The organism is Inquilinus sp. Marseille-Q2685, from assembly GCF_916619195.1.
Classification (GTDB): Bacteria; Pseudomonadota; Alphaproteobacteria; order DSM-16000; family Inquilinaceae; genus Inquilinus.
The window spans coordinates 15,852-30,110 of sequence record NZ_CAKAKL010000012.1 but is presented as its reverse complement, the minus strand read 5'-3'; the positions used below and the strand labels follow the sequence as shown (position 1 = coordinate 30,110).

Here is a 14,259-nt window from a genome sequence, read left to right as displayed (position 1 = left end):
ATGATCGGTCAGGCCCGGGCGGCCGCGGCGACGGAGGGCGGCCTGGTGACGCTGCAGCCGGAAGGCTGGCCGGCGCCGAAGGGCTATGCCAACGGCATGATGGGCCGCGGCCGGGTCGTCTTCGTCGGCGGCCAGATCGGCTGGGACGCCGAGGGCCGCTTCGCCGAGGGCATGGTCGGCCAGATCGCCCAGGCGCTGCGCAACATCCTGGCGGTGCTGGCCGAGGCCGGGGCCGGCCCGCAGCATATCGCCCGGCTGACCTGGTACGTCACCGACATGGAGGCCTACCGCGCGAACCTGAAGCCGCTCGGCCGGGCCTATCGCGAGGTGATGGGCGCGCATTACCCGGCCATGGCGGTGATGCGGGTGGTCGAGCTGGTGGAGCGGGAGGCGCTGGTCGAGATCGAGGCCACCGCCGTGCTGCCGGAGTAAATCTCTCCAGTGTCATTGCCGGGCTTGACCCGGCAATCCAGAGGGTGTCGACGCTCTCTGGATGCCCGGGTCAAGCCCGGGCATGACAAGAAAAGGGGTCCAGCAATGGCAGGTGCCATGACCAAGCTCCATTACGACGACCCGGACTGGTGCGAGCGGGAGTACAACCCGCGGGTCGCCGTCCCGGACCTGCCGGCCGTGTTCGGCCGCTGGCTGGAAGCCGCGGCCGCCACCCGGGCGCGGCTGCCGCACCGGGCCGGCATCGCCTATGGCGCGGACCCGCGCGAGACGCTGGACCTGTTCCGCGCCGACCGGCCGCGCGGCGCCGTGGTGTTCATCCATGGCGGCTACTGGCGCGCCTCATCCAAGGACGAGGTGTCCTGGGCGGCCGCGGCGCTGGTGCCGGCCGGCTTCACCACGGTGGTGCTGAACTACCCGCTGTGTCCGCAGACCACGGTCGCCGGCATCGCCGGCAGTTGCCGCCGCGCCGTCGCCTTCGCCTGGGCGAGCCTCCTGGGCGAGGCCGAGCGGCGGTGCCTGATCGTCAGCGGCCATTCCGCCGGCGGCTACCTGACCGCGTCGATGCTGGCGACCGACTGGGCGGCGCGCGGCCTGCCGGCGGCGCCCTTCGCCGGCGGCCTGTCGATCTCCGGCGTGTTCGACCTGCGGCCGCTCCTGCGCACCAGCATGAACGAACTGATCCGCCTGACGCCGGAGCAGGCCTCGGGCTGGAGCCTGCACGAGTCGCCGGAGCCACAGCACGGCGCGCCGCTGGAGCTCTTGGTCGGCGGCGACGAGACGCCGGAGTTCCACCGCCAGTCGGCGCTGATGGCCGCGGCCTGGCCGAACCTCGCCCGCGCCCCAATCGCGGTGCCGGGCCGGCACCATTTCGACGTGGTGGAGCAGATCGGCCAGCACGGCACGCTCCTGTTTGACGCCGTGCTGCGGCTGGCGCGCTGAGGTCGGCTGTCCTCGGTTGCGGATTATCCCCTTATCGTCATCGCGAGGAGGAGCGACGTGGTGATCCAGTGGCGCGATTCCTGGATGGCCACGCTCCTTCGGGGCGCGCCATGGCGAGCCTGTTGCCATGACGGTGGCAGCAGGACCATGCGACAAGCTCCCGGTGGCCCGCGAGGCCGTCGATACCAGGAGACTCCCCGTGAAATTCGCGTCGGTCAGGATCATCACCGCCGACATCGGCTCGATGGTCGCCTTCTACGAGATGGTCACGAGAATCAAGGCGCAGTGGCTTGCGCCGGTCTTTGCCGAGATCGTTCTGCCCGGCGCCACCCTGGCTATCGGGGCTATCGGGGCCGTCGAGACCGTCGCGCTTTGGCAGGAAGGCAGCGCCGCGCCGGCCACCAATCGCAGTCTGGTCATCGAGCTGCAGGTCGACGACATCCAGTCCGAATATGCACGTCTCAAAGACAGCGTCGTCCTTGTGCATGAGTTGAAGACAATGCCGTGGGGCAATGCGACGTTCCAGTTCCGGGACCCGGAGGGCAACGCCGTGTCCCTCTATATGCCGGCGTCGGAGGACGCAAAGCGCCGCTTCGCGTTACGGTCGGCGTAGTCCTGGACGAGGGGCAGCCGCCCCTCCGCAGGCGCCTGCCCCTCCGGCGCCAGCCAGCCGCGGTAGCGGACGATCAGCCCGGCCCAGCGGTGGCGGATCTCGACATGGAAGCGAAACCGGCCCTCCGCCGCGGTCTCCCAGGCTTCGCCGCCCGGGGCCAGGACCGGCGGCATCGGCAGGCCCAGCAGGCTCCAGCGCCTGACCACCAGGCGCAGCCGGTCGCCCTCCAGCACCAGCGCCAGCCCGACCCGCACCGGCCCGAAGCGCTCCTCCAGCAGCCCCTCGGAGCGGCCGCGCCCGGCCCGCTGGGTGCTGGAGAAGGCGCGGCCGGCGAAGCGGCGACACCAGGTCTCGACGCCGTCCCGGGCCTGGAAGGTCACCTCGACCGGCACGTCGCGTCCGGCCGCGGGAAAGCCGATCAGCGCCGCAATCAGCCGGGCCGGCAGGCCGGTCCCGCGCTCGACCTCGGCCCGGCCGGAGACCCGTTTTTCGCCGGAGAGGTCGTGCATCGCCCGGACCGGCTCCGGCAGCGCCGCCCACGCCTCGCCCAGCAGGCGGCGGTAGAGCGGCTGGCGCGCCGTTTCGGCCGATGCCTCGCGACAGCCATGGACGATCGCCCGCCCGGCGAAGAGCGGCCGGTAATCCGCCAGCTCCAGCTCCTCCGTGGCGGCCCGAGCCCCGGGCGCGGGGCGCAGGCCCTGCAGCCGGCGCAGGATCACCGCGGCCGCGGCCATCGACGGGATCAGCGGCCCGTCATCGCCTTCGGCCAGCATGTGCCAGGACCGTTCCACCGGCTGTCCCGTCGCGTCGCGGCCCCGGACGACGACGATCATGCCGCCGCGATGCTCGCCCCAGCGCAGCCGGTTGATGGCGACGTGGAACAGCGGCGCCAGGGGGCGCAGGGTCGGGATCAGGCCGATCCGCACCAGCCGGGCCAGGACGTTGAGGCCGCGATGCAGCACCGCCGGCACCGGGCCGGCGCCGATCCAGATCTCGCGCAGCCCCGGCCACAGCGCCGGCAGCAGCCGCAGGTCGGGCACGTCGACCAGGGAGAAGCGGGTGTTGCGCAGAGGCAGGCGGCCCGGCGGCGCGATGGTCCAGCGCCGGGTCTCGATCAGCGCCCGGCCCGCGGCTGGCGCGCCGCCGCGCGTCAGCCGCACCTCCTGCCCGGCATAGGAGGCGATGGCGCGGATCACGTTCAGGCCGACCCCGGCATAGGGCGAGGGGGCGATGCCGCCGGCGATGGCGTCGACCTGGAGGCCTTCGGCGAGGTGCCGGACCACGGCCGCGGTCAGCACCGGAAAGCTGCTGACGCCGGACAGCACGGCGATGCCGCGGGCCCGGGCGGCGTCGTCGAAGCGGCCGATGCCCTCGACGAATTCGGCGCCGTCGGCCAGGTCGAGATAGTCGGCGCCGGCGGCGATGCAGGCCTCGACCACCCGGTAGGGCGCCTCGCCATAGGCCTGGAACGGGCCGGTGGCGTCGACCACGATGTCCGCGCGGATGGCGGCGATCCGGTCGGCGCCGTCGCGGTCGAAGGCCAGAGGCACCGCCTCGGCCGCGCCGCCCAGAGCCCGGCAGAACGCCTCCGCCTTGGCCTGCCACCGGCCGGCGATCAGCAGCGTCAGCCGCGGGTCCTCCGCCAGCAGCCGGGCCAGCCGGCCCCCGAAAGTGCCGTATCCGCCCAGGATCAGGACGCGCAGGCGGTGATCGCCGCTCATGTCAGGAAGCGGTCCTCCTGCCCCGGAGCCGGCAGCACGCAGCTGTCGCTGCGGCCGAACAGGCGGAAGCGGTTGCGGGCCAGAAGGTCGTACAGCCTCTCGCGCCAGCCGAAGGGCAGGACCAGCAGCGCCGCGGTCAGCGACCACGGGAAGCCGAGGCCGAGCGCGGTGCGGATCACGCTCTCCGACTTCAGCCAGGCGACGCCGTCGGCCAGCAGGATGTTGGTCTCGTAATCCTCCGGGTCGAGCCCGAAATGGATGTAGAGCGCCCGGCCGGTCGGCGATTGCGCCGGCAGCAGCCGGAACCGCTTCGCCGTGTCGTGCTTCAGGATGAACCGGGCCCAGCCGGAGCACAGCACGCACTGACCGTCGAACACGATCACCGGCCGGTCGTCGGGGAAGGGCGGCACTGCCGGATCCTGCCGCCAGCTGTAGGGTTCCCGCTCGATCATGCCGCTCCGGCCCGCTTCGTTGCTGCCGGGAGGACAGCCTAGGGCATCGGCCGGGCCGGCGCGCTGCGGCGGATTGTCGGCGGATCGAAGCGGGACGGCCTGGACGATGCCTTCGCGCGCACCAGTATTCCCTTGATCCGGAGCGGGAAGGCAGGTCGACTGTCCCCAAAATCAGGGAGGATCGCATGGCGGCATCGCTGGCCGATCATTTCCGCCAGATGGCCCGCAACAACGCCTGGGCCAATGCCCGGCTGCATGCCGCGTGCCTCAGGCTGACGCCGGAGGAGTTCGCGGCGCCGCGCACCGGCTTCTTCCCCTCGCTGCGGCGGACGCTGAACCATATCCTGATCGTCGACCGCTCGTACCTGGCCGATCTCAAGGGCACCGGCCGGGCATATCCGATCGACCCGATCCCCTATCCCGACGCGGTCGACCTGGCCGCCGCCCAGGCCCAGATGGACCGCGACCTGGTCCGGTTCTGCGACGGGCTCGACGCCGCCGGCCTCGACCGGGTGGTGCCGATCGACCGCCGCGACGGCGTCGCCTATCGCGAGACGGTCACGGCCATCCTGTCGCACCTGTTCCAGCACCAGATCCACCACCGCGGCCAAGCACACGCCATGCTGTCGGGCACGCGGGTGGCGCCGCCGCAGCTGGACGAGTTCTTCCTCGCCTCCGACGCGCCGCGGCGGGAGGCGGAGCTGAAGCGGCTGGGGCTGGACCGGCGGTAGGCCGGCTCAGGCGCTCTCGTCCCGCCTGAGCTGCGCCTCGACCAGCGCCTCGGCCGCCCAGACGATCGCCTTGCCCGGGCCGTCGCGGCCGCGCAGGGTCTGGCTGATCGCATAGGCGCCCTCGACCAGCAGCACCAGACCGTCGGCCAGCGCCTGCGGGTCGGGCGCGCCGAGCGCCTCGGCCAGGCGCAGCAGGCGCTGCCGCAGCTCGCGCTTGTTCGCCTCGGCCACCCGGCGGCCGGGATGGCTCGGTTCGGGGAACTCGGTGGCGTCGTTGGTGAAGGGGCAGCCGCGATAGCCTGGCGCGGTGGTGCGGTCGGCCAGATACTCCATCAGGGCGCGCAGCTGCGCCCGGGGATCGCCCTCATGCTTGTCGAAAGCCTTGTCCCAGCGCTGCCAGTAATCGGCGTTGCGGTCCTCGAGATAGGCGACGACAAGGTCGTCCTTGGACGGAAAAGCGCGGTACAGGCTGATCTTGGCCACCCCCGCCTCCTTGGCGATGGTGTCGACCCCGACCGCGCGGATGCCCTGGCGGTAGAACAGCTCATCGGCGACCGCGAAGATCCGGTCGCGCGCCCGCTTCGGCGCCGCGCCGCCCGCCGCCGCGGCCTCCCCGGTCGTCTTCGTCTGCGCCATCGTCCCACCTCTCGGGCTTGACATGTGACCGACCGGTTCGTACGTCTTTGCAGCCGACGAACCGATCGGTTACATTTGGGCCGGATCGCAGCCGTTGTCCAGTCGCAACGGACCTCCGCCGCAGCTGTAGGGGACTCCCGATGACCGCCCTTGTCGCCCGCCTGGTATCGGGCCGCATGCATTTCGGCTGGATCGCGGCTGCGGTCGCCTTCCTGGTCCTGCTCTCCGCCGCAGGCGTCCGGGCGACGCCCAGCGTGCTGATCGTGCCGCTGGAGCAGTCCTTCGGCTGGAGCCGCGACGCCATCTCCTTCGCCATCGGCGTGAACATCTTCCTCTACGGGCTGATGGGGCCCTTCGCCGCGGCGGCGATGCAGCGCTTCGGCATCCGCCCGGTGATCATCTTCGCCCTGGCGCTGCTGGCCGCCGCCGTGTCCGGCTCGACCCTGATCACCCAGGAATGGCAGCTGGTGCTGACCTGGGGCGTGCTGGTCGGCTTCGGCAGCGGCATCGCCGCCATGGTGTTCGGCGCCACCATCGTCAACCGCTGGTTCCAGGAGCGGCGCGGCCTGGTCATGGGCCTCCTGACCGCCAGCACCGCCACCGGGTCGCTGGTGTTCCTGCCGATCCTGGCCGAGGTCGCCGAGAATTTCGGCTGGCAGCCGGTGGCCTGGGTGGTCGCCGCCGTGGTGGCCGCGATGATCCCGCTGGTGGCCCTGCTGCTGCCGGAGCGGCCGCAGGATGTCGGCCTGTCCCGCCTGGGCGAGGCGCCGGGGGCCGCACCGGCCGCCGCCACCGGCAACCCGATCGTCACCGCCTTCCGCATCCTCGGCCGGGCCACGAAGAAGCGCGATTTCTGGCTGCTGGCCGGCAGCTTCTTCGTCTGCGGCCTGACCACCAACGGGCTGATCGGCACCCATCTGATCGCCGCCTGCATGGACCAGGGCATTCCGGCCACCACCGGCGCCCTGCTGCTGGCCGCCATGGGCATCTTCGACCTGATCGGCACCACCGCCTCGGGCTGGCTGTCCGACCGCTACTCCAGCCGCTGGCTGCTGTTCTGGTATTACGGCCTGCGCGGCCTGTCGCTGGTGTACCTGCCCTTCTCCGGCTTCAGCTTCTACGGCCTGTCGGTCTTCGCCGTGTTCTACGGCCTCGACTGGATCGCCACGGTGCCGCCGACGCTGAAGCTGACCACCGACGCCTTCGGCAAGGACGACGCGCCGGTGGTGTTCGGCTGGATCGCCGCGGCGCACCAGGTCGGCGCCGCCACCGCCGCCTTCGGCGCCGGGGTGATCCGCACTGCCATGGACGGCTACCTCCTGGCCTTCCTGATCGCCGGGGTGATCTGCGTCGGCACTGCCTTCATGGTGCTGGCGATCGGCCGCGGTTCCCGCCCCGCCGCTGGCCGGCTAGCTGAAGCGACCGCCTGATTCCGGACGCCGGGGCGGGGAGGGAAGCCCTGCCCCGGCGGTTCCGGGGGTGGTCATCGGCCGCGGCGCGCGGCAGTCTCTCCGGCAACGAATCGCACTCCCGGGAGAGGCTCTCATGGCGGACAACTGCGCCCAGGCGATCATCGACGCCTTCACCCGCAGCGGCGTGGACACCGCCTTCGGCATCCCCGGCGTGCACACGCTCGAGCTGTACCGCGCCCTCGGCCGCAACGGGCTGCGCCATGTCGCCGTGCGGCACGAGCAGGGCGCCGCCTTCATGGCCGACGGCCATGCCAGGGCCAGCGGCCGGCCGGCGATCTGCGTGCTGATCACCGGCCCCGGCCTGCTCAACGCCGCCACCGGCATCGGCCAGGCCTATTCCGACAGCGTGCCGATGGTGGTGCTGTCGACCGTCAACGCCCGCGCCGATCTCGGCCTCGGCCGGGGCGAGCTGCACGAGATGCGCAACCAGCGCCTGGCGATGGAGGGGCTGGTCGCCTCCGCCCTCACCGTGGTCGACCCGTCCCAGGCCCGCGCCGTGGCCGATCTCAGCCTGGCCCGGATGACGCTGGGCCGGCCCCGGCCGGTCTATATCGAGCTGCCGCTCGACGTCGCCACCGCCGAGGCGCCTGAGGATTTGGGCGCGCTGCCGCCGCTGCCGCTGCCGGCCCCGAACCCGGCGGCGCTGGACCAGGCGGCCGGGCTGCTGCGCGAGGCCAAGCGGCCGATGATCCGGCTCGGCGGCGGCGCCGTGGGCGCGGCCGACGCGGCCCGGCGCCTCGCCGAGAGCCTGGGCGCGGTGGTCGCCTGCTCGATCGCCGGCAAGGGCGTCGTGCCGGATGACGGGCCGCATTCGATCGGCTCCCGCATCGGCACGGCGGAGGGGCAGCGCCTGGTCGGCGAGGCCGATGTCGTGCTCGCCGTCGGCACCGAGCTGGCGATGAACGACCGCTGGTCGCCGTTGCGCTTCCAAGGATCGCTGATCCGGTTCGACCTCGACCCCGACGTGCTGGTGCGCGATCACCGTCCCACGGTGCCGCTGCTCTGCGACGCCGGGCTGGCGCTGGAGGGGTTGGCGGAAGCCCTGTCCGACCTGACCGGCCGCCCGGTCTGGGCCGGCGATCTGGAGCCGGTGCGCCGGGCCGCCGACGCCGCGGAGTTCGGCGACAAGCCCGGCCATCTGGCCTTCCTGGCCAGGCTGCGCGACGCGCTGCCGGACGATGCCGTCGTGGTCACCGACATGACCCAGATCGCCTATACCGGCAACGTCGTGTTCCCGTCGCGGCAGCCGCGCGGCTGGCTGCACCCGGTCGGCTTCGGCACGCTGGGCTATGCGCTTCCGGCCGCGATCGGGGCCAAGCTGGCGCGGCCGCAGGCGCAGGTGGTGGCGCTGGCCGGCGACTACGGCCTCGGCTTCACCTGCCAGGAGCTGGGGACGGCCGCGGATCTCGGCCTCGGCCTGCCGGTCGTGGTCTGGAACAACCGCGGCCTCGGCCAGATCGCCTACGGCATGGACAAGGCCGGGATCGACCGCCTCGGCGTCGACATCGACCCGCCGGCCTTCGACGCCATGGCCGCGACCTATGGCTGCGGCTACGCCGCGGTCGACGACCCGCGCCACCTGCCGCAGCGCCTCGCCGCCGCCTTCGAGGACGGCAGGCCGACCCTGATCGAGGTCGCGGCGGCGTAGGAACCGCGCCCCGCCGGATGCCGTTGCCCGGGGAGACGGCCCGACTCCCGCGGCCGTCACCTCAGGATGGAGAATGGCATGCCCGAACGTCTCGACGGACGCAGGATCGCCGTGCTCGTCGCCAACGGCTTCGAGCAGGTGGAGATGACCGAGCCGGTCAAGGCCCTGAAGGAGGCCGGGGCCAAGGTCGAGATCGTCAGCCCGGAAGCCTCGCAGGTGACCGGGCACAAGCATCTCGACAAGGGCGACAGCTTCCCGGTCGACGTGCCGCTCGACCGGGCCAAGCCCGACGGCTATGACGGCCTCCTGATCCCGGGCGGCGTGCACAGCCCGGACCAGCTGCGCATGAACGACCGGGCGCTCGGCTTCGTCCGAAGCTTCTTCGAGTCCGGCAAGCCGGTGGCGGCGATCTGCCACGGACCGCAGCTGCTGATCAGCGCCGGCGTGGTCGATGGCTGCGAGATGACCGGCTACAAGGCGATCCAGGTCGATCTCGAAAATGCCGGCGCCACGGTGTACGACCGCGAGGTGGTGGTCGATCAGGGCCTGGTCACCAGCCGGTCGCCGGACGACATCCCGGCCTTCAACGCCAAGATGGTCGAGGAATTCGCCGAGGGCCGGCACAGCGGCCGGGCCGCCGGCTGACGCTTACCGCTGCCGCTCGCGGCGGATCGCAGCGAGGCGGGCGGCGACGGCGGGCTCGGCCAGCGCTTCGCCGGCCGGGCGCTCCAGCCGGCGGCGCCAGTTCGGATACTCGTCGATCGTGCCGGGCAGGTTCGGCTGCCGGTCCAGTCCCAGAGCATCCTCCAGCGGCACCAGTGCCAGTCGTGACGGGCTGCGGGCGACGAAGCGCAGCGCGGCATCGACCACCGGTCCCGGCTCTTCCGGCGCCGGGCCGGCGCCGACCGCCTGCCACAGCCGGCCGCGGTCGGCCTCGCGCTGCGCCCGTTCCGCTGCGCCGCCATCGGCATATTGGCCGAGCTCCGTCCGCGCTGCGATGTCGGTGCCGCGCCACCAGCCGGCCACCGGCGGCAGGTCGTGGGTCGAGCTCATGGCGACGGCGCCGGCATCCCAGCGCTCGGCCGGCTTGAAGCCGTCGCCCTCGCGCTCGAACCACAGCACCCGCATGCCGGCGACGGCATGGTCGGCCAGCCGGCCGGCGAAGCCCCAGGGCAGGGTGCCCAGATCCTCGCCGATCACCACGGCGCGGTGGCGGTGCGATTCCAGCGCCACCAGCCGCAGCAGGTCCTCGGCCGGATAGGTCAGATAGGCGCCTTCGGTCGGTGCCATCCCGTCCGGCACCAGCCACAGCCGGGCCAGCCCCATGACATGGTCGATGCGGATGCCGCCAGCGTGGCGCAGGGTCGCCCGCAGCGTGTCCAGGAACGGGGCGAAGCCGGTCTCGACCATCGCCCGCGGCGAGATGGCGGCCAGCGTCCAGTTCTGCCCGTCGGCGTTGAAGGCGTCGGGCGGCGACCCGATGCTGGCGCCGCCCAGCACGTCGGTCGGGCGGCTCCAGGCATGGCTGCCGGTGGCGTCCATGCTGACGGCCAGATCGGCGATCAGGCCGATGCGCATGCCGGCCGACCGGGCCCCGGCCTGGGCGGCGGCGAAGGCGCGGTCGGCCAGCCATTGCAGGAACAGGTGGAAGCGGATCTCGCGATCATGCGCGGCCGCGAACTCCGCCACCGCGGCGCCGGCGGGATCGCGCAGCGCCGGCGGCCACCGCCGCCAGTCGCGGTCGGCCGGATCGGCGGCCAGGCGCGCCGCCTGCAGCGCCTCGAACCGGGCATGGTCCTGCAGCAGCGCCCCGCCGGCCCGGACGAAGCCGGCGAAGTCCTCGGCCAGGCCGCCGCCGGACCCGGCATCGAAGCCGTCGGACAGAGCGCGGAACAGCGACAGCTTGGCCCGCGCCGCCTCCGGCCAGTCGATCAGCGTCGCCGCCTCGCCCCGCTGCAGCGCCTCGCCGACGCCGGCCGCGCGGATCGCGGCGGCGACGCGGCCCTGGCCGAACAGCGCGGCGGGATCGGCCAGCAGCGGGTTGAGGAACAGGCGGCTGGAGGGGGAGTAGGGGCCGAAGCGCTCCGGCTCGGCCGTGAACAGGGCGGGGGTCGGGCTCAGCGCCAGCGCGTCGGCCCCGGCGCGACCGGCCGCCCGGGCCAGTTCGACAATGCCGCGGCTGTCCCCGATGCCGCCATCGCCCGGGCGCCGCAAGCCGTAGATCTGCGCAGCCAGGCCCCACATCCGGCCGCCGCGGGCGACCTCGTCCAGGCCGAAGCAGCGGGGCGGCGCCACCGCCAGGGTGATCTCGCGGTCGCGCAGCTGCAGCCGGTGATAGCCGGGCCGGTCGATCGGCGGACCCCAGCAGCGCCCGTCATCGCCCGGATGGACGGTGATCTCGGCCCGCTCGCCCGATTCCAGGACCAGGATGGCGACGCCGGTGCCGGCCTCGGGCGGCAGCGGGATTGCCTGATGGATCACGCCGGTGACCAGCGGCGGCACCGCCGCGGCCGGCTCGTCGGCGCCGGTCAGCGCCAGCAGCCGCTCCAGCGTTTCCGGCGCCACGCTGCGGGCCTGGCCGGTGACGTCGGTCCAGTCGGGCGCGATGCCGGCCCGGCGGGCCCGGTCACGCAGGGCGTCGTCCACAAGCTCCAATGCAAGACCCTTCCGCTCGGTCGCGCGGTGGCGCGGCTGTGATCATATGGAGCCGGATCTTGGATGGGAAAGGCCGGCGGAAACGGTTTGCCGGAATCAAAAATCCCGTGCCCGCAGCGGCGCTCGACGCCAGGCAGGCACGGGATCGAATCTTGGCCGGACGGGGCAGCGTCCGGGTCCGGCAATTCAGGCCAGGGTCAGCGAACGCGGCATCGCCACGCTGCGGGTCCGGCGGCGCTCCACCACCACGGCGCTGCCGGTGTTCGACCGGATGGTCGAGGTGATGCGCAGGGTCGACTTCTTGGCCATCTCCGCCGCCTGGGCCTCGGCCGCGGCGCGGACCTCGTCCAGCGACAGGCCGCTCAGCTCGGCGGCGATCTGCAGCCGCTCCTCGTAGTCGGCGGTCAGGCCCTCGGCGGCGTACAGCGCGTCGTCAACCGTCGGCAGCTCGCGCTTGGTCACATAGCGGACATTCTTGACGGCAGGCATTGGATCGCTCCCGTAAACCTTCACCTGTTGAGCGGACATTCGATCCCGGCCTCGATCGGGCCGGGCCGGTCAAATGCCCGTAAAATGTGGTCCAAAGAGGGCGAGACCGAGCCGCCCGTCGGGCGTTGCCTCGTCTCTCTGCACCTGATGAGAATAATCGTACCATTTCGCACTGCAACATAGATTTGCAGGAAATGCTGCGGTGCAATGCGGCTGCGGAAGGGCTCGCTTCGCTTTCGGCGAATCTGTCGACAAATTAAATACAGACGGTATTCTGGTTCGGCCGCAGGCGGATGGGCGGCGGAAACACAGGGGATGCAGGGCGATGGCGGGGCAGCGCTGGGCCGGGGTTTACACGGCGATCACCACCAAGATGGACGCGCGGCAGGAGGTCGACCTGGCCGCGGTGCGCGACGATGTCGCGTTCCAGATCGAGAACGGGGTCGACGGCATCATCTGCTGCGGCTCGATTGGCGAGGCCAGCACCCTGACCGCGGACGAGAAGATGGCGATCGCCGGCGCGGTCAGGGAGACGGCGGGCGGCCACCCGGTGCTGCTCACCGTGGCCGAGGATTCGACGCGGGCCGCGGCGGCGCTGGCCGAACGGGCCGCGGCCGCCGGGATGGACGGGCTGATGCTGCTGCCGGCGATGCGCTACGTCTCCGACCGGCGCGAGACCATCCAGCATTTCCGCACCGTGGCGCGGGCGACCGGCCTCCCGATCATGGTCTACAACAACCCGATCGCCTATTCGGTCGACATCACGCCGGAGATGTTCGCCGAGATGGCGGACGAGCCGAACTTCGTCGCCATCAAGGAATCATCGGGCGACGTCCGCCGCATCACCGACATCCTGAACACGGTGGGCGACCGCTACGCCATCTTCACCGGCGTCGACGATCTGGCGCTGGAAAGCCTGATGCTGGGCGCGGTCGGCTGGGTCGCCGGCCTGGTCTGCGCCTTCCCGCGCGAGACCGTGGCGATCCACAAGCTGGTCGCGGCCGGCCGGATCCCCGAGGCGCTCGAGATCTACCGCTGGTTCATGCCGCTCCTGCACCTCGACGTGTCGCTGCGCTTCGTCCAGAACGTCAAGCTGGCCGAGACGATCGTGCGCGGCACCTCGACCGTGGTGCGCCAGCCGCGGCTGGAGCTGCAGGGGGCGGAGCGCGACCGGGTCGAGACCATCGTCCGCACCGCCCTGGCGAAGCGGCCGGACCTGGCGAAATACGGGGTCTGAGCCTCGCGTCGTAGGTTGGGTTCGCCTCTTGGCGAACCCAACGATCGGTCTCGCGGATGGATGTTGGGTTCGCGCCGCGAACCCAACCTACGCCAGCCTCAGGCGTGCTCCCCCTCCAGCACCAGCACATCCTCCCGGCCGAAGGTGACGGTGACCGGCTGGCCGCGCTCGGGCGGGGCCAGGCTGGGGCTGTTGAAGGTGTCGAGCGAGACCGCGTTCTCCTGGAACCGGACCCGGACACGCACCACCGCGCCGAGGAAGTTCACATCCTCGATCGTGCCCTGCATGCGGTTGCGGTCGGCACCCCGATCCTCGGCCGATCCGGCCAGGGCGATCGCCTCCGGCCGCAGCGCCACCGAGCGGACCTCGCCGTCCCTGGCGTCGGCGACACCTCGGGCGGCGACGATGTCCTGACCGTCGATGCGGATTCGACCGCCGGCGGCGTCGGTCACCTGGCCGCGCAGGATGTTCAGCGTGCCGACGAAGGAGGCGACGAAGCGGGTGCGCGGATAGTTGTAGATCTCGAACGGCGTGCCGACCTGCTCGGCATAGCCCTCGTTCATCACCACGATCCGGTCCGACATCGACAGGGCTTCTTCCTGGTCGTGCGTGACGAAGATGGTGGTGATGCCCAGGTCGCGCTGCAACGCCTTGATCTCGGTGCGCAGCGACACCCGGATCTTGGCGTCCAGCGCCGACAGCGGCTCGTCCAGCAGCAGCACCTTCGGCTTGTTGGCCAGCGCCCGGGCCAGGGCGACGCGCTGCTGCTGCCCGCCGGACAGCTGGTAGGGGTAGCGGTCGGCGAGGTGCGGCAGCTTGATCAGCTCCAGCATCTCCTTGACCCGCTGGGCGATCTCGGCGGCCGGCTTCTTCGCCACCTTCAGGCCGAAGGCGACGTTGTCCGCCACCGTCATGTTCGGGAACAGCGCATAGGCCTGGAACCCCATGCCGACATTGCGCTGGTTGGGCCTGGGGCGGGGGACGCCGCGGCCGTCGCCGCGGGTCGACCCGCCGGGCGGGGTCTCGAACCCCCCCACCATGCGCAGGGGCGTGGGCTTGCCGCAGCCGGAGGGGCCGAGGAAGGAGATGAACTCGCCGCGCTTCACCGCCAGGTCGAAATCGTGGACCACGGTGTTCTGGCCGTAGCTCTTGCGCAGGCCGCTGATCTCGAGGAAGTCCGTGTCCATCGCTTCACCTGCCTGCAACGCCGATT

The 14,259-nt window shown here is 72.0% G+C and carries 14 protein-coding genes; 8 read left to right on the top strand and 6 right to left on the bottom strand.

From position 1 onward, the window contains the following. From LG391_RS31825 to LG391_RS31815, 3 genes are all read left to right on the top strand, one after another. Positions 1–432: a RidA family protein gene (locus tag LG391_RS31825; protein WP_225772954.1), complete on the top strand. Its 432-nt coding sequence runs from the start codon at positions 1–3 to the stop codon at positions 430–432. A 117-nt stretch (positions 433–549) separates the two neighbouring features. Continuing rightward, positions 550–1,392: an alpha/beta hydrolase gene (locus LG391_RS31820; protein ID WP_225772696.1), complete on the top strand. Its 843-nt coding sequence runs from the start codon at positions 550–552 to the stop codon at positions 1,390–1,392. A gap of 199 nt (positions 1,393–1,591) precedes the next feature. After that, the gene (locus tag LG391_RS31815; protein ID WP_225772694.1) at positions 1,592–2,005 is read left to right on the top strand and encodes a glyoxalase/bleomycin resistance/extradiol dioxygenase family protein; all 414 of its coding nucleotides are present in this window, start codon (positions 1,592–1,594) and stop codon (positions 2,003–2,005) included. Here the strand turns inward: LG391_RS31815 and LG391_RS31810 are convergent. Continuing rightward, a complete protein-coding gene (locus LG391_RS31810) occupies positions 1,951–3,726 on the bottom strand; it encodes an SDR family oxidoreductase (RefSeq protein WP_225772692.1) in 1,776 nt (591 codons plus the stop codon). The genes LG391_RS31815 and LG391_RS31810 overlap by 55 nt on opposite strands. Then, positions 3,723–4,178 (bottom strand): thiol-disulfide oxidoreductase DCC family protein, encoded by a 456-nt coding sequence (locus LG391_RS31805; RefSeq protein ID WP_225772690.1) that lies wholly within the window; start codon positions 4,176–4,178, stop codon positions 3,723–3,725. Before LG391_RS31805 ends, LG391_RS31810 begins: the two co-directional genes overlap by 4 nt. Positions 4,179–4,363: 185 nt before the next feature. On the opposite strand from LG391_RS31805, the gene LG391_RS31800 reads away from it, so the two are divergent. Next, entirely contained in the window at positions 4,364–4,909 is a 546-nt protein-coding gene (locus tag LG391_RS31800) for a DinB family protein (RefSeq protein WP_225772688.1), read from the top strand. A gap of 6 nt (positions 4,910–4,915) precedes the next feature. Here the strand turns inward: LG391_RS31800 and LG391_RS31795 are convergent, their stop codons facing one another. After that, entirely contained in the window at positions 4,916–5,545 is a 630-nt protein-coding gene (locus LG391_RS31795; protein WP_225772686.1) for a TetR/AcrR family transcriptional regulator, read from the bottom strand. Positions 5,546–5,685: 140 nt separating this feature from the next. On the opposite strand from LG391_RS31795, the gene LG391_RS31790 reads away from it, so the two are divergent. The 3 genes from LG391_RS31790 to LG391_RS31780 all read left to right on the top strand — a co-directional run bounded on the left by LG391_RS31790 (position 5,686) and on the right by LG391_RS31780 (position 9,310). After that, positions 5,686–6,975: an MFS transporter gene (locus LG391_RS31790; RefSeq protein WP_225772684.1), complete on the top strand. Its 1,290-nt coding sequence runs from the start codon at positions 5,686–5,688 to the stop codon at positions 6,973–6,975. Between the two features lie 115 nt (positions 6,976–7,090). Further along, the gene (locus tag LG391_RS31785) at positions 7,091–8,665 is read left to right on the top strand and encodes a 5-guanidino-2-oxopentanoate decarboxylase (RefSeq protein ID WP_225772682.1); all 1,575 of its coding nucleotides are present in this window, start codon (positions 7,091–7,093) and stop codon (positions 8,663–8,665) included. A gap of 78 nt (positions 8,666–8,743) precedes the next feature. Then, a complete protein-coding gene (locus LG391_RS31780) occupies positions 8,744–9,310 on the top strand; it encodes a type 1 glutamine amidotransferase domain-containing protein (RefSeq protein ID WP_225772680.1) in 567 nt (188 codons plus the stop codon). Positions 9,311–9,313: 3 nt separating this feature from the next. On the opposite strand, the gene malQ is transcribed toward LG391_RS31780, so the two are convergent. Both malQ and LG391_RS31770 read right to left on the bottom strand, forming a co-directional pair. Further along, complete coding sequence (malQ, locus tag LG391_RS31775) at positions 9,314–11,311, bottom strand: 4-alpha-glucanotransferase (protein ID WP_225772678.1); 1,998 nt, start codon at positions 11,309–11,311, stop codon at positions 9,314–9,316. A gap of 195 nt (positions 11,312–11,506) precedes the next feature. Beyond that, entirely contained in the window at positions 11,507–11,809 is a 303-nt protein-coding gene (locus LG391_RS31770) for a hypothetical protein (protein ID WP_225772676.1), read from the bottom strand. A 325-nt stretch (positions 11,810–12,134) separates the two neighbouring features. On the opposite strand from LG391_RS31770, the gene LG391_RS31765 reads away from it, so the two are divergent. After that, positions 12,135–13,046, top strand: a complete 912-nt coding sequence (locus tag LG391_RS31765) for a dihydrodipicolinate synthase family protein (RefSeq protein WP_225772674.1) — start codon at positions 12,135–12,137, stop codon at positions 13,044–13,046. A gap of 98 nt (positions 13,047–13,144) precedes the next feature. On the opposite strand, the gene LG391_RS31760 is transcribed toward LG391_RS31765, so the two are convergent. After that, positions 13,145–14,233: an ABC transporter ATP-binding protein gene (locus LG391_RS31760; RefSeq protein ID WP_225772672.1), complete on the bottom strand. Its 1,089-nt coding sequence runs from the start codon at positions 14,231–14,233 to the stop codon at positions 13,145–13,147. Positions 14,234–14,259: the final 26 nt, after the last annotated feature.

What these genes read in the sequence shown, in the direction of transcription:
- LG391_RS31825 (WP_225772954.1), top strand. Translation starts at nt 1, where the DNA reads ATGATCGGTCAGGCCCGGGCGGCCGCGGCGACGGAGGGCGGCCTGGTG.
- LG391_RS31820 (WP_225772696.1), top strand. Translation starts at nt 550, where the DNA reads ATGACCAAGCTCCATTACGACGACCCGGACTGGTGCGAGCGGGAGTAC.
- LG391_RS31810 (WP_225772692.1), bottom strand. Translation starts at nt 3,726, where the DNA reads ATGAGCGGCGATCACCGCCTGCGCGTCCTGATCCTGGGCGGATACGGC.
- LG391_RS31805 (WP_225772690.1), bottom strand. Translation starts at nt 4,178, where the DNA reads ATGATCGAGCGGGAACCCTACAGCTGGCGGCAGGATCCGGCAGTGCCG.
- LG391_RS31800 (WP_225772688.1), top strand. Translation starts at nt 4,364, where the DNA reads ATGGCGGCATCGCTGGCCGATCATTTCCGCCAGATGGCCCGCAACAAC.
- LG391_RS31795 (WP_225772686.1), bottom strand. Translation starts at nt 5,545, where the DNA reads ATGGCGCAGACGAAGACGACCGGGGAGGCCGCGGCGGCGGGCGGCGCG.
- LG391_RS31790 (WP_225772684.1), top strand. Translation starts at nt 5,686, where the DNA reads ATGACCGCCCTTGTCGCCCGCCTGGTATCGGGCCGCATGCATTTCGGC.
- LG391_RS31785 (WP_225772682.1), top strand. Translation starts at nt 7,091, where the DNA reads ATGGCGGACAACTGCGCCCAGGCGATCATCGACGCCTTCACCCGCAGC.
- LG391_RS31780 (WP_225772680.1), top strand. Translation starts at nt 8,744, where the DNA reads ATGCCCGAACGTCTCGACGGACGCAGGATCGCCGTGCTCGTCGCCAAC.
- LG391_RS31770 (WP_225772676.1), bottom strand. Translation starts at nt 11,809, where the DNA reads ATGCCTGCCGTCAAGAATGTCCGCTATGTGACCAAGCGCGAGCTGCCG.
- LG391_RS31765 (WP_225772674.1), top strand. Translation starts at nt 12,135, where the DNA reads ATGGCGGGGCAGCGCTGGGCCGGGGTTTACACGGCGATCACCACCAAG.
- LG391_RS31760 (WP_225772672.1), bottom strand. Translation starts at nt 14,233, where the DNA reads ATGGACACGGACTTCCTCGAGATCAGCGGCCTGCGCAAGAGCTACGGC.